Genomic DNA, 21,984 nt, shown 5'->3' on the forward strand with positions numbered 1-21,984 from the left:
CATGATCCGACTGGAAGGCATTCAGCGCCGCTACGTCTCCGACGAGGTGGAGACGACCGCGCTCCACGATATCGACCTGCACGTCGCACAGGGAGAATTCCTGGCGATCATGGGGCCTTCGGGCTGTGGCAAGTCGACGTTGCTCAACACGCTGGGCACCGTCGACCGGCCGACGGGCGGACGCTATCTGTTCGGCGACCGCGACCTGGCCGCGATGGACGAGAAGGACCTCGCCCGGTTCCGCGCCGAGACGTTGGGCTTCGTGTTCCAGAGCTTCAACCTGATCGACGAGTTGACGATCGAGGAGAATGTCGCGCTCGGCCTCGCCTATCGCCGCGATGTCGGTGACCGGCGCGCGCGGGTGGCGGCGGCGATGGACAGGGTCGGCATCGCCCACCGTGCCCGCCACTTCCCGCACCAGCTCTCGGGCGGTCAGCAGCAGCGCGCGGCGATCGCGCGCGCCATCGTCGGCGATCCCAAGCTGATCCTGGCCGACGAACCGACCGGCAATCTCGACACCGCCAATGGCGAGCAGGTGATGAACATCCTCACCGGCCTGAACGAGGCGGGGGCGACCATCGTGATGGTCACCCACTCGCCCAGCCATGCCGACCTCGCCAAGCGCCGCATCGACATGCTCGACGGCCGTATCGTCGCCAGCGCCATGCGCGCGATCTGAAAGGACCCATGATGAAGACCATTTCCAGCATTGCGCTCCTGTCGCTCGCCATCGCCGCAGCGGCAATGGCCGCCCCGGCACAGACGGCCGACCAGACCGCGCGCGGTTTCGAGGTTCGCGGCTTCGACCGGATCGAACTCAGCGGCTGTGACGTCGTCACCGTCGCGCTGGGATCGGCCTATGCCGTGACGGCACGGGGCCGCGCGGCGAACATCGCCAATCTGCGCATCGACACCAACGGCTCGACCCTCCGGATCCGTCGCCGCAGCGATAGCTGCAACGGCCACGACCGTCGCGTGGCGATCGCGATCACGCTTCCGGCCTTGCAGGCTGTGAATGTCAGCGGCGCGGGCGAGATGACGCTCCCCGCGCTCGCGACCCGCGCCTTCGCGGTCACCGCCAGTGGGGCGGGCGTGGTCCGCCTGCCCGCGCTTCGCGGCGGATCGGCCAGCTTCGGCCTGTCCGGCGCCAGCCAGCTCAGCGTGGGCGGCCTTCAGGTGGAGCGCGCCAGCCTCGACGCTTCGGGCGCCAGCGTCCTTCGCGTCGCAGGCGCCGTGCGGCAACTGGGCATCGATGGCAGTGGCGCGAGCGATGTCGACGCGCGCGGCTTGTCCGCACCGAGCGTGACGATCGGCGCCAGCGGAACGGCCAAGGTCCGCGCGCGCAGCACGGAGCAGGCGCAGATCGGTGCGAGCGGCATGGCGAGCGTGACGGTCGATGGCCATCCGCGCTGCACCGTGTCGAAGAGCGGGCTCGCCCGCGTCACCTGCGCCTGACCGCCGGGACCAAGGGGAGGCTGACCTCATGAACCGCTTCGCGCTGCTGTCGCTCTATCGCTCGCTTGTCCGCCACAAGCTGTTCGCCGCGCTCAATATCGGGGGGCTGGCGCTGGGCATCGCCGTCTTCCTGGTGCTGGGCCTCTATGTCCGGTTCGAGACCAGCTATGAGAAGTGGCTGCCCGACCATGACAAGATCTATGTCGCGCAGTCGGTCTGGAACATGCCCGAAAGTCCGTTCAACGGCCCGAGCAACTGGACGATGGGCGGCCTTCTCGACCAGTTGCGCGAGGATTTCCCCGGTATCCAGGGAACACGGCTGCGCGGCACGGGCGGCAGTGTCGTTCAGGGCCGTGTCGCGACGGCCGAGAATATCGTGCAGGTCGACCCGAATTTCCTCCAGATCCTCAACTTCCCGATGGTCAGCGGCAGCGGCGATGCCCTGAAGGTGCCGACCAATGTGCTGATCAACGAGACGACGGCGCGCAAATATTTCGGGTCGGCCGACCCGGTGGGCAAGCCGATCCAGCTCGCGGTCGACCAGATCGGCAATTACCGGGTCGGGGGCGTCTTCAAGGATCTGCCCAAGAACACCGAGCTTGGCGAGAATGCGATTTTGGTGCCGCTTCCCCGCGACCCCCCGGCGAATGCGAAGCAATGGTGGAGCCATTGGGGAAGCTCGTCGCTCCAGACCTTCCTGAAATTCGACACGCCGGGCGCGGCGCGTGCCTTCGCGGCCAGGATGCCCAGCTTCGTCGACCGGCGCGCGCTGTCGGACATGGGGCCGAATGCGTCCAGGTCGCTGAACATCGACGTGATGCCGATCACCAAGATGCATCTCGAGCCGCAGGGGCGGGAGAGCGCCAGCCGCAAGCTGACCACGGTGACGCTGGGTCTGGTCGGTGTCCTGACCCTGATCATCGCGATCGTGAATTACGTGAACCTGGCGACGGCACGCTCCGGTCTGCGCGCGCGTGAAGTCGCGATGCGCAAGGTGCTGGGCGCCAGTCGTCCGGCCCTGATCTCGCAATTCCTGGGAGAGGCGATCCTGACCGTTGCGATCGCGGCGCTCGGCGGGCTGATCCTGGCCGAGCTGGGGCTCCCGCTGGTCAACGCGGCGGGCGGGCTCGATCTGTCCATTCCCTATCTGGTCGTCATCCCCGCGCTCGCGCTGCTGACGGTCGTCGTCGGCCTGCTCGCGGGGGCCTATCCGGCGGTTCTGTTGTCGCGCTTTCCGGCGGCGAGCGTCCTCGCCTCGGCGCGCGCGCCGGGTGGCGGGCGTGCGGGTACGCGGATCCGCGAGGCGCTGGTGATCTTTCAGTTCGGTCTGGCCATCGCCTTCATGATCGGCACGCTGGTGCTGGTCGCGCAGACCCGGCATCTCCGCTCGACCGATCTCGGCTTTCGCCGTGACGGACTTCTGACGATCTCGTCGATCGCCGACACGCTGATCGAGGCACCGCGTCGCCGCGCCGTGCTGGAGGCCTTCAGGCGCCTGCCCAACGTCTCCGCCGCCACGGTGGGGGACAGCGCGGTCGGGGGTGCGGGCAACAACAATGCCGACAATGTTCCGCTACCGGGGGTTCCGGGCGACGGCCCATCGCTGCGCCGGATCGAGGTGGGGGCCGACTTCTTCAAGGTCTATGGCACCCGGTTGCTGGCGGGCCGCTTCTTCGACGACGCACATCGTGGCGACGATTACCGGTCGACGCCGAAGGGACAGCCAAATGCGATCATCATCAACCGCCGGGCCTTGTCCACCTTGCGCTTCCGCACGCCCGAGGAGGCGGTCGGCAAGACCGTGGGTGGCGATCGGCCGCGGACGATCATCGGCGTGATCGACGACATGCGCTTCTTCTCGCCCCATGTGCCCAATAGCGCGACCTATTATGTCTACGACTTCAAGCCCGAAAATTCGATGGACGGCCCGGTGATCTCGCTTCGCTTCCAGGGTGATCCGCGCGCCATGACGGCGGCGGCGCGCAACCTGTGGCAACAGATGGTGCCCAATGTCCCCTTCGACGCCAAGACCGCCGATGCGAAGCTGGAGGAGTTCTACGAGGCCGATGATCGCGCCACCCGCCTGTTCGGCATCGGCGCTGGCCTGGCCGTCCTGATCGGTTGCGTCGGGCTCTGGGGCCTCGCCTCGTTCAACACGCAGCGGCGCGTCAAGGAGATCGGTATCCGCAAGACGCTGGGGGCATCTGCCACCGACATCGTCCGCCTGCTCGTCGGGCAATTCCTGCGCCCCGTGCTGATCGCCAATCTGGTCGCCTGGCCGCTCGCCTTCCTCGCGATGCGGACCTGGCTCGCCGGGTTCGAGGATCGGATCAGCCTGTCGCCGCTCTACTTCGCGGCGGCGACCGCGCTGGCGTTGAGCATCGCGGTGCTGACCGTACTCAGCCAGTCTATGCGCGCCAGCCGCGCGGCCCCCGCCTGGGCGCTGCGTCATGACTAGGGCGGCGCGCTGGCTATTGATCGGGGTGGCGCTGATCGCGGCGGCACCGGTTTCGGCCGAGACCCTGCGCGAGGCGATCGCGGCGGCGTGGGAGGGCAATCCCGAACTCGCCGCCGCCCGCGCCCGGCAGGATGCGCTTGGCGAGACCCCTGACCAGGCCCGCGCGCCGGGACGGCTGACCGCCGGGGCGACGGGCAATGCCGGGTACGACCGGCTGGGTTACGACAGCACCGGTACGCGGACCGGTGCGACCAGCGCCCTGGGCGGCGTATCGGCGACGCTGCCGATCTGGACCGGCGGCCGGGTATCGTCCGCCGTGCGCGCGGCGAACGGCGATGTCGCGGCGGGAGGGGAGGCCCTTCGCGATATCGAGGCCGATGTGCTGGAGCGCGTGGTCGGCGCCTATGCCGACCTGCTCTATACCCAGCAGGCGGCCGAAGTGGCGCGGGTGGGGATCGAGCGGCTCGACAGCCAGGTGGCGGAGGCGCGGTCCCGCTACGGCCTGGGGCAGGCGACCAGGACCGACGTCGCCCAGCTCGAGGCGCAGCGGGCCAGCGTCGTGTCCAACCTGATCGACGCGGAGGGCGCGGTCGCGACGGCGGCGGCGGCATATCGGGCCGTGGTGGGACGCGACGCGGGCACGCTGGACGCCGGGATCGCGCCGCCGTCCACGCTGCCACGCAGCCTGGCGGATGCGCGCGACGCCGCCGAGGCGGGAAATCCCGTGCTGCTCGCCCAGCAACGCCGCGTCGAGGCGGCCACCGCGCGGATCGACCAGGCGCGCGCGGAACGCGCCCCGGCGATCGATCTGACGGGTGGCTATGGTCGCGGCGTGCAATGGGCGGGCGGCGGCGCCCAGGGGTTCGACAGCGCCGCCAATGCCGGGCTCGCCTTCCGCGTGCCGCTGTTGACCGGGGGGCTGGTGGCGTCGCGTGTCCGGCAGGCGGAAGCTTTGCGGCGGGCCGAGCGCTTCGATGCCGATGCCGCGTCCCGCGCGGTGGTGCGGGCGGCGGATACCGCCTGGGCCTCGCTGACCGCCGCCGAAGGGCGTCTTAAGGCCAGTGCGGAGGGGCTGGCGGCGGCCGATCTGGCGTTGAAGGGCGTGCGCGCCGAATATGGCTTCGGGCTACGCTCGACCATCGATATTCTGGTCGCCGATCAGAGCTATCGCTCGGCCCAGTTGGCGGTGGCGCGGGCGAAGGTCGATGTGCTGACGGCGCAGGCCGCGTTGCTTCGCGCGACCGGACGGATGGGGCGGGGGGCCTTCGACTGAGGGACGACCGGTGGGGGGCGTTCAGCTAGCCTCGCGGTCGCCCTCGTTCGGGCCCGATACCGCCATCGACAGGGTGCGGCGGAGCAGTGACGGGGAACAGGGCTTCCCGCACACCGCCGCGCCCGGATAGCGCGATTGCAGCGCCCGCTCGTCGGCATGGCCCGAATGGAAGATCAGCGGCACGCCAGCCTGCCGCAGCCGCTCGGCGGCGGGAAACACCTCGCCATCGCGCAGCCGCACGTCGAGAATGGCGCAGGCCAGATCCGGCTGGTCGCCATCGAGATGCGCCAGCACCTCTTCCACGCTGACATAGGGGCCGTCGACCTCATAGCCGCCATCCTCGATGATCGACTGTAGATCCAGCGCGACGAAGAACTCGTCCTCGACCAATAGAACCGTCTTAGTCATTCGAGAGCACCGTCTCCGGCAATGTCAGGGTCAGCATGAAACGCTCGTCGGAGCTATTCCGCTCCAATTGCGCGCCCAACTGCCGGGACGAGGTCTGAACCAGCAATGTTCCGAAGCCCTTGGCCTTTTCGTCCACAACGGTGGAGCCACCCTTTTCGGTCCATGTCAGCGTCAATGTGCCATCCGCCAGCGTCCAGCCGACCGACAGCTCGCCTTCGTCGTTCGCCAGCGCGCCATATTTGACCGAGTTGGTCGCCCATTCGTGCAGGATCAGCGCGAGCGGCGACAGGCACCGGCGGTCGACCAGCAGGCGCGGTCCATCCACGACGATCTTCGACTGGCCCTGATAGGGGGCGATCGTCGCCTCGACGAGCGCCCCGAGCTCGATCGCCTGCTGCTCCCCGGCGGGCGAGGCGAGCGAATGCGCCCGGCCCAGCGTCGCGATCCGCTCGCGCACATCGTCGGCCATTTCGGTCACGTCGGTATGCGACCGCGCCGCCGCGGAAACGATGCCCGAGATGATCGCGAACAGGTTCTTCACCCGATGGTTCATCTCGCGCAGCATCAGCTCGCGGGTTTCGGCGATGCCATATTCGGCGGTCACATCGATCGACACGCCGACCATCCGGTGCGGCGCGGCGGCGGTGACGACACGGCCGAAACCCTTGATCCAGCGCTGCTTGCCCGCAACGTCGAGGCGGAAGGTCATCTCGAAATCACCGCGGCTCGCCATCGCCTCGGCAAGCGCCTTCGCGACCGCGGCGCGATCTTCCGCGACGATGCGCTCGAGCATCTGGTCGAACCGGTCGGCGGGTTCCTTGTCGCCAATGCCGAACAGCGTCCGCCCCGTTCCGTCGAGGAAGATCTCGCCGCTATCCTCGCGATACTCCCAGACGCCGATGCCGCCCGCCTTGATCGCCAGGTCCAGCCGCTCGCGCTCGGCCGCGAGTTCGCGCTCCATGCTCAGCGCATCGGTGATGTCGGTCAGGACCAGGGTCGCGCCGTCGATGCCGTCGCCCTGCGTCCGATAGGGCAGGATGCGCAGCGAAAGCGTCCGCCCGCCATCGCGCGTCGTCACCCGCTGCTGCGACGGCGGCCCGCCCGCCGCGACATCGGCCGCTCCGTCCAGATAATCGGTGGTGGACAGCCGGGTCGCGACATCCGCCAGCGACCGGCCACGATCGCTCGGCTGGAGCGGAAAGATCGTCCGCGCGGCTTCGGTATAGCTGCGCACCCGCAGATTCCGGTCGAGCACGACGACGGCCAGATCGGTCGATTCGAAGAAATTCCGCAGGTCCGAATTGGCGACGGTGAGCTGGTCGACCTTGGTCTTCAGCTCGTCATTGACGGTCGACAATTCCTCGTTGGTCGATTGAAGCTCCTCGTTCATCGACATCATTTCTTCGTTGGAGCTCTTCAGCTCCTCGTTCGCGGTCTCCAGCTCCTCGACGGTCGAGCGCAGCCGGTGCCGCGTCAGGCGCAGTTCGTCCTCCAGCGCCTCGATATGATCGTCGCCCGGCTCCAGGTCGGCCAGGTCGCTCGCCTCGACCGGGCTGAACGGCTCGGTATCGCGGAACAGGAACAGCAGCGAGCCGTCGGTCAGCGGGTCGCAGATCACCTCGACCTTCTGGATACCGAACTCGGTCGTCACCGCCACGTCGCGCGCGGCGATCCTCTTGCGCGCGTCCCGCGCCTGGCGGAGCATCGGGCCCATCACCTCGCGCAGACCGGGGCGAGCCAGCGTCGTCGCACTCGACCCGCCCGCGCGGGTCACGGGGAAGGTGAAGTAGCGGCTCAGCTTGCCGAATGCGGCCAGGATGCCGCCATCCTGATTGACCACCATGCTGGGCGGCGCATAGCGGTCGACGATCCGACGCAGCGCGGCGCCCTCATCGCTCGTGACGCCGCCGCCGTCGCGCTCGTTGCGGTCACCACGCCGCCGGGTGCTGCGGCTCATCCCGCCGGGCAGCTCGATGGGGTAGGATGGCGAGGTGGCGGAGCGCTCGAACAGCCGGGCGTGGCCATCGATCGCAGGCAAGAGATGATCGAACCGCCCGACGCTCTCGGAGGGGCCGAGGAACAGATAGCCGCCGGGTCGCAGCGCGTAATGGAGCAGCGGCAGCACCGACTGCTGCAACCGATCATCGAAATAGATCAACAGGTTGCGGCACGACACCAGATCGATCCGGGAGAAGGGTGGATCCTTCACCAGGCTGTGGTTCGAGAATCGGATCATGTCGCGGATCAAACCCGCGACGGTGAAGCGCTCGGCATGGGGAATGGTGTAGCGTTCGCGCAGCGGGGCCGGGATGTCGGCCAGCGCCGACGCCGGATAGGTGCCGTCGCGCGCGATCTGCAGCATCTGTTCGTCGATGTCGGTCGCGAAGATCTGGACCGCCAGCGGCTGCCCCGTCTCGCGGGCCGCCTCGGCGAACATCATCGCAATGCTATAGGCTTCCTCGCCGCTCGAGCAGCCGGGGATCCAGATGCGGATATCCTCGTCGGGATCGCGTGCGCGGGTCAGCGGCAGGACGGCCTTCGTCCTGAGCGTCTCGAACAACTCGGCATCGCGGAAGAAGCGGGTGACGTTGATCAGCAGGTCGCGGAACAGCGCCTCGCACTCGTCGGAGTCGCTCTTGACCCGCGCCAGATAGGCCGAACCCGTGCCGATGCCCAGGACGTGCATCCGCCGCTCGACCCGGCGGACCAGTGTGGTGCGCTTATAGCCCGAAAAGTCGTGACCCACCGCGTTGCGCAGGACGCGGCACAGATCGTCGATATGATCGGCGACGACCTCCGCCTCATGCTCCTTCGGATCGCCCGAACGGCGCGCGAAGAAGGCGCGAAGGCAGTCGACGATCTCGCCCGCAGGCTTGATGAAGTCGACGAGCCCGGTGCCCACCGCCGACAGCGGCATACCGTCATAGCGCGCGCTCTCGGGCTTCTGGACGACGCCGACGCCACCATTTTCCTTGATCGCGCGAAGCCCGGTGGTGCCGTCGGCGCCCGTCCCCGACAGGATCACGCAGGCCGCATTCGCCTGCTGGTCGCTGGCGAGCGAGAGGAAGAAGTCGTCGATCGGGCGACGCAGTCCGCGCGGCTGGACGAAGTCGGTGAGCTCGAGCACGCCGCTGCGGATGGCGAGGCCACGCCCCGGCGGGATGATATAGACGCGGTCCGCCTCGATCCGCTCCGACCCCTCGCACTGGCGCACTTCCAGATTGGTGTGCCGGTCGAGGAGCTGGGCCAGCATACTTTCGTGATTGGGATCGAGATGCTGAACCACGACGAACGCCATGCCGGTAGGCGCGCGCGCGGGCGTGAGCATTTCGCGCAATGCCTCCAGCCCACCGGCGGAGGCGCCGATGCCGACCACGGGAACCGTCATGGCGCCCTTCTTGTCCGCTGCTGTCGTCCCGCCATCGGGGGCGTCGCCGCTCACGGAAAGGCTGCTCGGTCGAGGTCCGATAAGGTCAGCTTGGCCTGGGCGATGGTGGCGGCGGTATTGGCGATCGCGGTCAGCGAGCCCTCCAGCACGATACCGCTTTCGGCCAGGATCGGGGTGAGGCGGCCCAGCGTATTGCCCAGTTCGGCATCATAGGCGGCCAGCTTGTCCGGATGGGAGCGGCTGACGTCGAACTGCGATGCGAAGATGAAGGGCATCTTCCCGCCGAGCTGACGCAGCTTCGACATGTAGAGCAGGTTGATGAACGGCGCGCCGTCCTTGCGGAAATTGACCAGCATCGTGCGGACGTTCACCTGGCGATCATTGGCCAGGAATTCGCGGATCCGGTCGCGCGCCTCGACATTGTTGGCGTCGCGCTGGAGCATCCGGCAATTCCGGCCGATCATGTCCTCGCTGGTATAGCCGGTCAGTTCGCGGAATCCGTGATTGATGAAGATCAGCGGATTGTCCTCGGACGAATCCGCCAGCGCCAGCGCGATCGGCGACTTGTCCAGGTAGCTGGCCAAATGGGCCGGAATATCAAATTGGTGCACGAACTCTGGCTCCTTGACGCGCATTCGCATGGCGTCGGTCCCTCCGCAAGCGCCGAGATCGTCGGCTGTCCCCGAATACTTCACATGGGTCAACCTTCGAGCGGCGGCACCGTTCCCGAACCGTAATGAAAGAGTGCGCGCCGTCAGGAAGCGTCGGCGACCGGGCCGGGCCCCGGCGTCACCGGACGCGGGCCAAGCCAGGATCGGCGAAATCGCGTCTGCGCGGGCGTCAGCTTCTGGCCCAGACGCTCATTGGGTATGACTTGCATATCCGGGTCGGCGATCAGGGTCAGCTCCGACCGCCGCTCGCCACCGCGCTGGCGATAGGCGATGGGCAGCCGGTCGCCCGGCTTGTGCGCGGCGAGCAGCGCGGTCCAGCCCTGGGCATCGGCGACCGGTCGGCCATCGACGCTGAGGATCACGTCGTCCTTGTCGAGCCCTGCATCGTAGAGCGGCGTGCCGGGCGCGGTCGGTGTGGTGATCGTCAGGCCGCCATCGCCCGCGGCGGGAAGTGCGCCCGCCCAGGCCGCACCGGGATGGGCGGGGCGCAGCGTCAGTCCGGCCTGTGCGAGGAGCGGCGCGAAATCGGGCAACGCGCTGCCCGTCACGCTACGCGTGAAGAAGCGGTCGGCAAAGGCCTGGTCACCGGTCACTTGCGCCAGTGCGATGCGAAGGTCGTCGGGGCGATAGCTCCGCTCGGGCTTGCCGTGATTGCGCCAGAGCTGGCGCATATAATCGTCGAGCGTCAACTTCGGGAAGGATTGACGCAACTCCAGATCGAGCGCGAGCGCGAGGACCGCGCCATAGGGATAATAGGATTTGAAGATGTTCGCGTTGGTCGGATCGATCGACTGGGCGGCATCGACGAAGGGCGCGCGCAGGCTCATCTCCTGTGGTCCGCCATAGCGGCGCGCGGGGGTGGTGAGCAGTCCGTTCAGCGTGCCGGACAGTTGCGCGATATAGTCGTCGAGCGGCATCTGCCCGGCCCGCACGACCGCCAGCGGGCCATAATATTGCGTGAATCCCTCGGCGAGCCAGAGCGAGGGCGTGGCGTTGGCGCGGGTGAAGTCGAACGGTTCCAGCTCCGCCGGGCGGATGCGCTCGACGTTCCAGGAGTGGAAGAATTCGTGGCTCAGCGTCTGGATCTGCGCAAAGTTGGCGGCGGCGAGCGAGCGCGGCATGGTGATCACCGTCGAATTGCGATGCTCCATGCCGTCGCCGCTGATCTGCGGCATATAGTCGGCCAGGAACGTGTAGCTGCCATAATCATAGGGAGCGGGTTCGCCGAAGATCGCGATCTGCTGCGCCACGACCTTCTGGGCCATCGCCGCGAAGCGGTCGAGATCGGCGGGGCTGCCGTCGTGATGCGCGGTCAGCCGGATGGTGTAGCGCTTCGCCCCGTCGGTGACGCTCCAGCTACGCGTGTCGAAGGCGGACATCTCGACCGGGCTGTCCATGAAATATTGCAGGTCGCGCGCGGTGAAGACGTCGGGATCGGCGGTCGGCGCAAGCTGGGTCGCGATCTTCCAGCCCGTGGCGGGGTGGAACCGGACCCGGATCGGGCGGTCGTCCTGTCCGGCGGCCCACAGGAAGGTCGCGGGGATATTCAAATGCGCGTGCGTCGGATCGATCTGCGCATAGGTGCCGTCGCCCCGGTCGCCGAACAGCGTGTAGCGGACGGTCACCGTGCCGTCATGCGTCGGTACGGTCCAGCCATAGGGATCGGTGCGCGACAGGGTCAGCGGTCGTCCGGCACCGTCCACGGCGGACACCGAATAGACGTTCTTGGCGAACTCGTGCAGCGCATAGCGACCGGGGGAGGAGCGCGCCATCTGGAAGCGGACCGGTCCGGCCTCCAGGTCGCGATAGGTGACGCTGACCTGTGCTTCGTGATGTTCGGGATGCGGGAAGGCGATGTCAAATTCGACCGCGGCGCGGGTCGGGGCTGGCGGCGCCGTCGCAGCGTTCTGCGCCGCCGCCGGGGTCAGCGCCGTGGCGGCCAGTGCCCATGCTGCCGTCATCGCCGATATCCGCATTCCCCAACCCCCGTGCCGTGCCATGGACCGCGACTTAAGCGGGGAGCGGCGACAGGGTCCACCCTTTTATCCGGCGGGAGGGGGAGAGGGGCGGTTCGCGACGTTGGCGTCGGCCCCCCGGCGGTGCTATCATCGGCCATGGTCGCTTGCCTCCACGTCTGGCTCGCCGGCGCGCTGTCCTTCAGCATCGCGCAGACGCCGCAGCGCGTACCCCAGCCTCCAACGGCGCCGCCTCCACCAGCGGCCCGGATCACCCCCGGCGAGGCGCAGATCGACGACGGGCTGGAGATCACCGGCGAAAGCGTCGCGGGCGAGCAGATCGACACCCGCATGGCGATCGGCGTCATGATCGACGGTCACGGCCCTTATCGCTTCGTGGTCGATAGCGGCGCAGACCGGTCCGTGATCGGCGAGCGGCTGGCCCGCGCCCTGGCGCTTCCACCGGGGCTGCCGGTGATGCTGCACGGCATGGCGGGGGCGAGCCGTCGGGAGACGGCGTTGATCGGACGACTGGGCATCGGCTCCGTGGTGGTGCCCGACATCGCCGCGCCGGTCCTGCCCGAGGCTTCGTTGGGCGGGCGGGGGCTGATCGGGATCGATGCGCTGCGCGGACAGCGGCTGATGCTCGATTTCGATACGGACGCGATCACGGTCGAGGACACCCGCCGCCCCGTGGTCGGACAGGCCGACGACATCGTCGTCACCGCCCGGCGGCGGGGAGGTCAGCTTATCCTGACCCAGGCGCGCGCCGGGGGCGTCGGCATCCGCGCGGTGGTGGATACCGGATCGCAACTGACGATCGGCAATCTCGCACTTCGCGATGCGCTTTTCCGCCGCCTTCGCACACCGCCCGACACGACCGCCATCCCGGTCGTCAGCGTGACCGGAGAGACGCTGATCGTGCCGATGGCCATCGTTCCCGAGATGCGGATCGGCAGCATCACGATGCGCAACGTCCCCGTCGGCTTCGCCGATCTGCCGCCCTTCGCGCTGTTCGGGCTGCGCGACCAGCCCGCGATGATGCTGGGGACCGACCTGATGGGAAGCTTCCGCCGCGTGTCGCTCGATTTCGGTGCCAAGAAGGTGCGCTTCCAGCTTCGCCGATGCCAGACCGTCCAGTCGACGGACGCGGGGTGGCGATCGATCCGTATGAATGGCGAGACGGCCGGGGCCTGCCCACCCATTCGGGACAAGCGCTGACTTATCGGGCCTTTGCGGTCATTCGGGGTAGGGGGCGCGTGCCGTGATCCCGGCCGAACCCCGGCGTGACCAGCAGATGCGGCATGGCCAGCGCGGCGAGTGCCGCGAACAGGCCACGAATCCCACTCGCTTCGGTTCGCAGGAAGAACAGCGCTATCGCCGTCGCGAGGACGAGCGCCGCGAGCAACATCGGGCCGATCGTCCGGATATAGGCGCGGTGGCTCGCACACCGCATCCGGCGTCGCCGCCCCTCGGTCTGCGGCAGGGCGTGGAGGACGAGGAAGCCCACCGAAAAGCCGATGAGCGGCGGCAGGAACACCAGCGCCATCACGCTGGCCGCCAGTGCTCGGTCACGGCGATCGACCGCATCAACCAGCAACTTGGCGCCCGACGCCGCGCCGACCATTCGGAGAAGCGTCACCATCGTTGCGGGAGGGGCGCCGCCCCCCGCGAGGGTCAGCAGGCTGGCATAGCCGACAGGGTGAAGCAGCGCGGGCGTGGCGATCAACCCGATGCCCAGGGTCCATCGGTGCCAGGCCGGATGCATCCTCGGCTCCTCGGCGGCGAAATGGATCGCGGAGGCAGCCAGGAACAGCGGCAGGGCTATCGCGGGGTAGAGCGCCCACCAGACCAGGCAGACCAGCGAGACGGCGGTATAGGCGACGAGGAACGCCGCTCGCCGTGCCGGTTCGACGACGTGCAGGTCGCTGGCACCATGCGCCATACCGATGACGCCGATCGCCAGGATGGCGAAGCCGAGCTGCACCGCCAACGGTCCGGCGGCGGCGGCCAGTGCCGTCGCCGCCAGCAGGCCCCAGCCGATCGCCGGGGCGGGCCGCGTCACGCGCGCCGGTCGCGCAGCGCGCGGTCCAGATTGCCCGAGGCATAGAAGGCATAGACGACCTTCGCGACCACATCCATGATGAGGATCGCCCAGACCGAGGCGGGATCGCCGATGATCCGCAATCCCTCCGGCCCGACCAGGAAGACGATCGGATAGAGGAACCAGATGACCGTCAGGAATACGACATTCCTGACATAGACCGCGCCGATCGCCTCGCCACGCTCGACCGCCACCGCGCGGAGCGGCACCCAGAGCAGATAGAGCACGCCCGCAAAGGCCGCGCAGGACCAGAGATACCAGACCCATTTGAGGACCGGCACCAACGCCAGCGACGAGATCAGTCCGGTGACGATCATCAGCACGTCGAGGACGATGATCGCGGTCAGATATCCGCCGACCTCGCCCGCCCGGCCGCGATCGTGAAACGCCGTCAGGACCAGTCCGGCGAGCAGGATGGGTGTCGTCACCGACCAGTCGGCATAGCGCGCGAGGTAGACGACCGGGCCTTCGAGCGGGAACAACGTGCCGATCCCGAATAGCATCGCCAGATAGGCCGTCGCGGCGATGAAGGGCACCGCCGCATGCATCAGCGTATGGGGCAGGGCTCCCGGCGCCTTGCTGCCCTTTGCGTAGATGGCCAGCGATCCCAAGGACATGATCGTGAAGCCGATCAGAAACGCGATCCACTGCATATGCGTGTCTCCTGTCGCGGGACGACAGGAGGCCGACCCGCCAAAGGGAACAGCGGCCGTGGCGCGTCGATCCGGCATGACGAAAATGTTAGGGTTGGTCTTCGCCGAGGCAGAGGCCCGGGACCAATCGACGTTCAGACATGCGCTTCTATTCCCTCGCCCCTCATGGAGGGGAGAGGGTTGCGCAGACTTGGTCTTTGCCAAAGCAAAGGCCTAGTCGGAGCTGGGTGAGGGGTGCTGCGCTCGCTGAGCGAGCGCGCGAGCCTTCAGGCTCGCTCAACCCCTCACCCAAGCTGCGCTAGCCAGCGAGCTGGCAAGCTTCGCTAACCCTCTCCCCTGTCCAGGGGAGAGGGATAAAGGGGATACAGGAATGTCGGTCCGGCCCCGTCGGAGCCGGGTGAAGGGGGGCGGTTTGCGGGCGACAGGGACGGTGAGGCAACCCGAAGCCGCGCACCCCGTTATGCTCCGCACTTTCGTTCGATCACGGGAACATGCTTCATGGCCTCCAGCACGCCGCCAGCGCACCCATCGTCCTTGCCCGGCCATGCCGAGGGTGCCGAGGTCGTCGATATCGAGGGGCAGCGTCCGCAAGTCGATGAGATTGGCGGTGTCGTTTACCGGCAGATTACCGGCACGCGCTCCGTGCGGGGGCTGCGGATGACGCTGCTGGTGCCGCGGACGCCCGGCCGGAAGCCCGCGATCGTCTATGTTCCGGGCGGCGGGTTCACGTCCGCCGATCACCAGAAATTCCTCGAGATGCGGATGGCGCTGGCGCAGGCGGGGTTCGTCGTGGCGGCGGCGGAGTATCGCGTGGTGCCCGATGTCTTCCCGGCGCCGCTCGCCGACGGCAAGGCCGCGATCCGCTATCTGCGCGCACATGCCGGGGACTTCGGCATCGACCCGACCCGTATCGGCGTGCTCGGCGACAGCGCGGGGGGATGGCTGTCGCAGATGCTGGCGATGACGGGCGACACGGCGGAATTCGACCACGGCGATTGGCTGGATCACGCCTCCGACGTGCAGTCGGCGGCGTCGCTTTATGGCATCTCCGACCTGCGCAACATCGGCGAAGGATTTGGCGACTCGATCCGGGCGGTGCACGCATCTCCCGCCGTGACCGAGGCGCTGCTGGTCCACGGCGTGGCCTTCGACACCTTTCCCGGCGCGCCGATCGCCAGCGACCCCGGCAAGGCGCTCGCCGCCAGCCCGATGGGGCATTTGTCGGGCCGAAAGCCGCCTCTGCTCCTCATGCACGGCAGCGGCGACAAGCTCGTCTCGCCCGTGCAGAGCAAGCAGATCTATGAAGCGCTGCGGGAGCGGGGCGCGAAGGTCGATTACGTTCTGGTCTGCGACGCGGGGCACGGCGATGGCCGCTGGTTCCAGCCCGCGGTGATCGACCGCGTGGTCGACTGGTTCCGGCGAACGCTGGGCGGTCCGATCGACGGGAACGCGGCGTCCAGGGACGGGGATGCGGTCACCTGATCGCATCGGTCCGGCCGAAGGCATCGCGCGGCGACGGTCAGGGGCGGGGGTACACATCGGCGTCCCCGGGGGTTAAGTCGCCCTATGGAACACCAAGCCCTTGTCTTCGCGCTGATCGGTATCTTGGGGATCGGCGCCCAGTGGATCGCCTGGCGAACCGGATGGCCCGCTATCGCGCTGATGCTGGCGGCGGGCGTCATCGCCGGACCGATCACCGGCCTGATCGTCCCCGAACATGTCTTCGGCGAACTGCTCGAGCCGATGATCTCGGTCGCGGTCGCGCTCATCCTGTTCGAGGGCGGCCTCAGCCTCAACGTCCGTGAGTTGCGCAAGACCGAGGGGGCCGTGACGCGGCTCATGGTGATCGGCATCCCGCTCGGCTGGGTGCTCGGCGCCTTCGCCTGCTATTATGTCGCGGGGCTGGTCTGGCCGGTCGCGATCCTGTTCGCGGGCATCCTGGTCGTGACCGGGCCGACCGTCGTCATCCCGCTGCTGCGACAGAGCAATATCGCCGCGCGTCCGCGCGCGATCCTGAAATGGGAGGCGATCGTCAACGATCCCTTCGGCGCGCTGTGCGCGGTCATCACCTACGAATATCTTCGGCGCGTCGACCAGGGGGGCACGTTGCTGTCCGTCGTGACCGCGCTGCTGGGCGCGGCGGTCGTCTCGGGGCTGATCGGCTATGGCATGGCGCGCGCGATCGCCTGGGCATTTCCGCGCGGACATGTGCCCGAATATCTCAAAGCACCGGTCCTGCTCGTCGCGGTCATCAGCACCTTCGTGCTGTCGAACCTCGTCCAGCAGGAGACGGGGCTGCTCGCGGTGACGGTGATGGGCGTCGCGATCGCCAATATGCGGCTGGACTCGTTGCGGGACATCCATCCGTTCAAGGAGAATGTCACCGTCCTGCTGATCTCCGGCGTATTCGTCCTGCTGTCGGCATCGCTCGACTTCGAGGTGCTTCGCCTGTTCGAATGGCGGTTCGCCGCCTTCCTCTTCGCGCTGCTCTTTCTGGTGCGACCCGCGACGGTGCTGATCGCGCTGGCCTTCAGCAAGATTCCGTGGAACGAGCGGCTGCTCGTCGCCTGGATCGCGCCGCGCGGCGTCGTCGCGGTGGCGGTGTCGGGACTGTTCGCGCTGCGCCTCGACCAGCTCGGCTATGGCAACGGCAATATCCTCGTCACCCTGTCCTTTTCGGTCGTGGTCGCGACGATCATCGCCCATGGCTTCAGCATCCGGTTCGTGGCGCGCCTGCTGAAGGTCACCGGCGCGGCGCAAAAGGGATTGCTCATCGTCGGCAGCACGCCCTGGAGCATATCGCTCGCGCGGCAGATCCAGTCGCTGGGCCTGCCGGTGATGATCGCGGATGCGAGCTGGGAGCGGCTGTCCGCCGTGCGGCAGGCGGGGATCGAGCCCTATCACGGCGAGATCCTGGCCGAGACGACCGAGGAGCGGCTCGACCTCAGCCAGTTTCAGGTGCTGGTCGCGACCACCGACAACGAAGCCTATAACGCGCTGGTCTGTAGCGAGTTCGCGCACGATATCGGGCGGGATTCGGTCTATCAGCTTGGCGGCAGCGGGGATGACGAGGATCATCGCAGCCTGCCCGAGGCGCTTCGCGGGCGCGCCATGTTCACCGCCGGACACGGTGTCGAGGAAATCCAGCAGCGCGAGGCGGCGGGCTGGACCTTCCGCAAGACGCGGATCAGCGAGCAGTTCAATTTCGACCATGCCCGCTCGGCGCTCCCCGACGAGGCGGACATGCTGTTCGTCCTCCGCAAGGACGGACGAATCCGCTTCTTCTCGCACGCTTCGCGCCCGACGCCGCAGACCGGTGATGTCGTCGTGTCCTACGGCCCCTCGCGTCATGCCGATCGGGAGGCTAGACCAACGCTGCAGAAGGGAGAGGCCATCGCATGACGATGACGAGGATCAGCGAGCGCACGGCGCGGACAATCGCCAGAGTGGCCGTGTTGGCGGCGCTCGGCCTGGGGCTGACGGCGTGCCAGCCAGGCGCACCGGAGCCCCGCAACGAGGCGGAGGACGCAGCCCCCGCGACCAACTCCACGGCGCTGGAAAACGATACCAAGCCCGAGACCAAGTCGATCATCCGCCCGGAGATCGAGCCTTCTCCGACGCCGACCCCGGCGCCCGAACCGGTGATGCTGACCATCGCCTTCCCGGCCAAGGGGGCACAGCCCGATGCGGCGGGGCTGGCGCAGCTTGACGGGCTGATCGCCGATCCGGTCTATCAGATGGGCGGCCCGGTGACGTTATGGGGGCATAGTGACTCGGCGGGTGCGGATGCGGTGAACCTCGCCGCCTCCCGCCGGCGTGCCGAGGCGGTGCGCGACTATCTGGTGGGGAAGGGCGCCCCCGCCGACCGGTTCACCGTCATCGCGATGGGCGAGGCGCAACCCATCGCCCCGAACCGCAAGCGCGACGGCACCGACGATCCCGAGGGGCGTGACAAGAACCGCCGCGTGGAGATCAAGGTCGACCTGCCCCAGCCAGCGCCGAAGACCGATGCGGCGGCGGCGACCGTGACGAACTGACGCATTTTGCATTCCTCTCCGGCCACGGGAGGGGAGCTGCGAAGCTGCTGGATGATGTCATCTGCCCTTGCAGCGGAGGAATTGCGTGTCTGTCGACTGGCACGGGCCGAAAGATTTTTGCGACGATCATCTTCCCCCATTCCAAGGAACGCCATAAACCTGAGCCGATAGTGGGGGGACATCGTGAAGAAATGCGCAGTAGCGTCTGCGATCGCCATGGCGATCGCGTTGGGTGGTTGCGGTGGCGCGGGCGGGGGCGTCGGCAGTACCCCGCCGCCGCCGACACCCACGCCCACTCCCACCCCGACACCCGCCAACACGGTCATCACCGACCTGCGCGCGAGCCAGAATTTCACCAACGACGCGACGCGCACCGACGTGTCGTTCAATACCGCGTCGCGATCGACCATCTCGGGGCGCGCGGCGTCGACCCCGCTCACCGTCAGCTACGACGCGTCGACCAACAGCTATGCGATCACCGGCGGCGGCGTCACCGAAACCTTCACCGACGCCGACAAGCAGACGACCGATATTCCGGGCGAGACGCGCTACGTCCGACGGACCGGTAGCGAAGCCAATTATCTGACCTTGGTCACCACGCCCTATTACGGGACTGCCGCGAACCGGTATGTCGGCATGGGCTATGCCCAGCGGAACCTGCTCTCGACCGATCGGCAGGATACCGGTTTCACCACCTTCACCTATGGCTTCGACACCCCGGCGGGCGGCGTTCCCAGGGTGGGCGGGGGGACGTTCGGGACCGACGTGTTCGGCCTGGTCTCGGTTCCGGGCGCCGAGCCCGAGGTCTTCCAGGGGCGGGGGCGGTTCGATGTCGATTTCGTCAACGGCCTCTTCTCGACCGCGACCTCGGTCACGCGCACGGGGCTGATTTCCGGTGCCAGCGCGGTCGGCGGCGGTATCGAGCTGAACGGCGGGGGACGGCTGTCCTCGGCGAACGGCACCTTTTCGGGCGACGTCGTGTATAGCGGCAGCGCGGGCAGCGGCAATCAGATCGGCGGACAGCTTGCCGGGCGCTTCTATGGCCCCAATGCCGAGGAGATCGGCGCGACCTTCGCCGGGTCCGCCAGCGACGGCAGTGCGTTCAACGGCGCATTGACCGGGCAACGCGATACCAGCCTGTCCCCGGTCAACACGTCCTTCGCCCGGATGGTCACGTCGCAGCTCTTCTACCCCGACACCACGACGCTGAGCGTGCGGACGCCGCGCAATGGCGGCACGCCCTACGTCTACGACTATCCCGGGTTGCTGGGCGTCGCGGTGTCGCGCAGCCAGTTCACCGACAAGACCAGCGGCAATGTCTCCTTCACGCCGCCGACGTCCAATTTCGCGGGGGGCGACTATACCGTGACGTCGATCGTCGCCGGGGACGCCAATTTCACCAGCTATGCCAAGACGATCGCGGGTCAGGCGACGCGGCTGGACCTGTACCGGACGGGCAACGACAACCGCGAACTGGCGCTGACCTACGCCAGTTTCGGCCGCTATGCGACGACGATCGAAACCGATCCCCTACAATCCGAGGTCGACCGCGCCTTCTTCGTCTATGGCTTCAACACGCCGACGGGGCTCTTCGCGAACCGGACCGGCACGGCAAGCTATTCGGGCGTCGCCTATGGCGCCGGTGCCGATGCCGGGGGGACGATCTACGACGTCACCGGCACCACCAGGATGACGGTCGACTTCGGCAGCCAGTCGCTGACGGGGAGCCTTGCGCTCAACGGACGGAGCGGTGCCAACGCGATCGACTATGGCGCGTTCGGCTTTGCCGGTAAGCTGTCGGCCAATAGCGCGTCGGCTACGGCGGATATCCGCCGCGATGCCGGGTCGGCGATCGGATCGATGCTCGTCAATTTCTACGGCCCGTCGGCGACGGAGGCCGGGGGCATATTCCGGCTTCGCGTGCCCGATGGCGTGGGAGCGAACACGCTCATCAACGGGGCGATCGTCGCGAAGGCGCCGTGACCGGACGATGCTTCGTGATGGCCTGGTCGCTGGCGGCGTCGCTCGCGTCGCCGGGCGTGGCGACGGCGCAGACCGTTCCTCCGACTGCGCATGTCGGGGCGATCGACGTCTTCGATCTGGCGGCGCGTGCTGCGGACGACGGACGCGATGCCGACGCCCTGAAGCTCTACGACGCGCTGTCGCACGATCCCGATGCGGACATCCGCAGCGAGGCGCTGTTCCGCAAGGGCCAGTTGCTGGCTGCCCGAAAGCGGTGGCGCGAGGCGACGCTGGCCTATCGCCGGTTGCTGGATGGCAAGCCCGATGCGGCGCGGGTGCGGCTGGAGCTGGCCATGGTGCTCGCCCGGCTGGGTGACGAGATCGGTGCCCGTCGCGAGTTGCGGCTCGCCCAGGCCGCCGGGTTGCCGCCGGACGTCGCGGAACAGGTGTCGCAATTCTCCCGCGCGCTGCGCAGCCCCAAGCGGATCGGGGGCGCCTTCGAGGTCACGCTGGCGCCCGATACGAACGTCAATCGCGGGACGCAGGCGCGCACGCTCGACACCGTGATCGCGCCGCTGCTGCTCGACCGCGAGGCACGCGAGACGTCCGGCGTCGGGCTGAGATGGCGCGCGTCGGGTTTCGCCAAGCAGCCGGTCACCGATCGCCTGTCCGCAATCGTTCGGGCGACCGGTGCCGCCGACCTGTATCGCGGCGGCGCGGCGAACGACATATCCGCGACCGGGCTGGCGGGCGTCGAATGGCGCGGCCCGGGTGACCAGCTCGGCCTGACCTATGGCATCGGCAGGCGCTGGTATGGCGGCCAGGCCTTTGCGGACACCTATCCGCTCACCGGTGAGTGGCTCCACCAGATCGACCGCGTGACACAGGTCACCGCCAACATCAGCCGCAGCGCGATCCGCTATCGGCGCAACCCGCTGCAAGATGGAACGCTCTACGACGGCAATGTCAGCATCGAACATGCCATGTCCGCGCGAACCGGCATTGGCGTCGGCGGCGGCGTCACGCGGCAGGGGGCGATCGATCCCAGCTACGCATCCTGGTCCTATGGCCCGCTCGTCTATGGCTGGCGGGAATGGGGGCGGAGCACGCTGTTCGCGTCGTTCGCCGGTCGGCGGCTGGTCGGGGACGAGCGCAACTTCCTGTTCACCGACAAGCGCAGGGAATGGTTCCTGTCCGCCCGGACCGGCGTAACCTTGCGACGCTGGTCGGTCCATGGCCTCTCGCCGACCGTCCGCCTGGGCTATGACCGCAATGCGTCCACGGTCGCGATCTACAGCTATCGTCGCGTCTTCGCCGAGGTCGGCCTGTCGCGAACCTTCTGAAGGACAGGGCAAGGTACACACGCCCACCCATTCGACAAAAAGTTCAAAGCCCCCAAATTTCGTGCTTGACCCCCGCGGCGCACCTACCTAGATACGCCTCCACCGGAGAGCGAGCCGATACGGCATCGCACTTCTGGTCGCCAAATGGTCGGACAGCCAGAATTCGCTAGAGATAGCGGAGTTCTTGGATGTCCCTCTTTTTGTCGGCTCTTTGACATAGTTGATTGATGAAGGGACATGCGGGCGGCGGCTTGGCGGTTGTTCGGGGCATTCAAGG

At 67.8% G+C, this 21,984-nt stretch carries 16 protein-coding genes; 10 read left to right on the forward strand and 6 right to left on the reverse strand.

The features are described from left to right. Nucleotide 1: 1 nt before the first annotated feature. From LRP66_RS15725 to LRP66_RS15740, 4 genes are read left to right on the forward strand one after another with little or no spacing between them, the layout of a single operon-like run. Nucleotides 2-679 (forward strand): ABC transporter ATP-binding protein, encoded by a 678-nt coding sequence (locus LRP66_RS15725; protein WP_230483551.1) that lies wholly within the window; start codon nt 2-4, stop codon nt 677-679. A gap of 11 nt (nt 680-690) precedes the next feature. After that, entirely contained in the window at nt 691-1,455 is a 765-nt protein-coding gene (locus LRP66_RS15730; protein WP_230483552.1) for a GIN domain-containing protein, read from the forward strand. Between the two features lie 28 nt (nt 1,456-1,483). Continuing rightward, the gene (locus LRP66_RS15735) at nt 1,484-3,913 is read left to right on the forward strand and encodes an ABC transporter permease (protein WP_230483553.1); all 2,430 of its coding nucleotides are present in this window, start codon (nt 1,484-1,486) and stop codon (nt 3,911-3,913) included. Beyond that, nucleotides 3,906-5,186, forward strand: coding sequence for a TolC family outer membrane protein (locus tag LRP66_RS15740; RefSeq protein WP_230483554.1), 1,281 nt, complete (start codon nt 3,906-3,908; stop codon nt 5,184-5,186). Before LRP66_RS15735 ends, LRP66_RS15740 begins: the two co-directional genes overlap by 8 nt. 21 nt (nt 5,187-5,207) lie before the next feature. Here the strand turns inward: LRP66_RS15740 and LRP66_RS15745 are convergent, their stop codons facing one another. The 4 genes from LRP66_RS15745 to LRP66_RS15760 form a co-directional block, all read right to left on the reverse strand. Next, nucleotides 5,208-5,594, reverse strand: a complete 387-nt coding sequence (locus LRP66_RS15745) for a response regulator (protein ID WP_230483555.1) — start codon at nt 5,592-5,594, stop codon at nt 5,208-5,210. Continuing rightward, nucleotides 5,587-9,036, reverse strand: a complete 3,450-nt coding sequence (locus tag LRP66_RS15750) for a chemotaxis protein CheB (RefSeq protein ID WP_329959286.1) — start codon at nt 9,034-9,036, stop codon at nt 5,587-5,589. Before LRP66_RS15750 ends, LRP66_RS15745 begins: the two co-directional genes overlap by 8 nt. Further along, nucleotides 9,033-9,593, reverse strand: coding sequence for a PAS domain-containing protein (locus LRP66_RS15755; protein WP_230483556.1), 561 nt, complete (start codon nt 9,591-9,593; stop codon nt 9,033-9,035). The genes LRP66_RS15750 and LRP66_RS15755 overlap by 4 nt, the downstream gene beginning before the upstream one ends. 143 nt (nt 9,594-9,736) lie before the next feature. Next, complete coding sequence (locus LRP66_RS15760; RefSeq protein ID WP_230483557.1) at nt 9,737-11,614, reverse strand: M61 family metallopeptidase; 1,878 nt, start codon at nt 11,612-11,614, stop codon at nt 9,737-9,739. Between the two features lie 153 nt (nt 11,615-11,767). Between LRP66_RS15760 and LRP66_RS15765 the strand changes: the two genes are divergently transcribed. After that, nucleotides 11,768-12,829: a retroviral-like aspartic protease family protein gene (locus LRP66_RS15765; protein ID WP_230483558.1), complete on the forward strand. Its 1,062-nt coding sequence runs from the start codon at nt 11,768-11,770 to the stop codon at nt 12,827-12,829. A gap of 1 nt (nt 12,830) precedes the next feature. Here the strand turns inward: LRP66_RS15765 and LRP66_RS15770 are convergent, their stop codons facing one another. Further along, nucleotides 12,831-13,673, reverse strand: coding sequence for a Brp/Blh family beta-carotene 15,15'-dioxygenase (locus LRP66_RS15770; protein WP_230483559.1), 843 nt, complete (start codon nt 13,671-13,673; stop codon nt 12,831-12,833). Then, nucleotides 13,670-14,365, reverse strand: a complete 696-nt coding sequence (locus LRP66_RS15775; protein WP_230483560.1) for a bacteriorhodopsin — start codon at nt 14,363-14,365, stop codon at nt 13,670-13,672. Before LRP66_RS15775 ends, LRP66_RS15770 begins: the two co-directional genes overlap by 4 nt. A 498-nt stretch (nt 14,366-14,863) precedes the next feature. Here LRP66_RS15775 and LRP66_RS15780 point away from each other — a divergent pair, with 498 nt between their 5' ends. The 5 genes from LRP66_RS15780 (at nt 14,864) to LRP66_RS15800 (ending at nt 21,707) form a co-directional block, all read left to right on the forward strand. Beyond that, complete coding sequence (locus LRP66_RS15780) at nt 14,864-15,847, forward strand: alpha/beta hydrolase (RefSeq protein WP_230483561.1); 984 nt, start codon at nt 14,864-14,866, stop codon at nt 15,845-15,847. A gap of 84 nt (nt 15,848-15,931) precedes the next feature. After that, entirely contained in the window at nt 15,932-17,767 is a 1,836-nt protein-coding gene (locus LRP66_RS15785; protein WP_230483562.1) for a cation:proton antiporter, read from the forward strand. Further along, entirely contained in the window at nt 17,764-18,402 is a 639-nt protein-coding gene (locus tag LRP66_RS15790; RefSeq protein WP_230483563.1) for an OmpA family protein, read from the forward strand. The genes LRP66_RS15785 and LRP66_RS15790 overlap by 4 nt, the downstream gene beginning before the upstream one ends. 183 nt (nt 18,403-18,585) lie before the next feature. Further along, nucleotides 18,586-20,385 carry a transferrin-binding protein-like solute binding protein gene (locus LRP66_RS15795; RefSeq protein WP_230483564.1) on the forward strand — a complete coding sequence of 600 codons (1,800 nt, stop codon included), beginning with the start codon at nt 18,586-18,588 and terminating at the stop codon, nt 20,383-20,385. Beyond that, complete coding sequence (locus tag LRP66_RS15800; RefSeq protein WP_230483565.1) at nt 20,382-21,707, forward strand: surface lipoprotein assembly modifier; 1,326 nt, start codon at nt 20,382-20,384, stop codon at nt 21,705-21,707. Before LRP66_RS15795 ends, LRP66_RS15800 begins: the two co-directional genes overlap by 4 nt. The last annotated feature ends 277 nt before the right edge of the window (nt 21,708-21,984 follow it).

Source organism: Sphingomonas sp. Leaf21 (genome assembly GCF_916858675.1).
Classification (GTDB): Bacteria; Pseudomonadota; Alphaproteobacteria; order Sphingomonadales; family Sphingomonadaceae; genus Sphingomonas.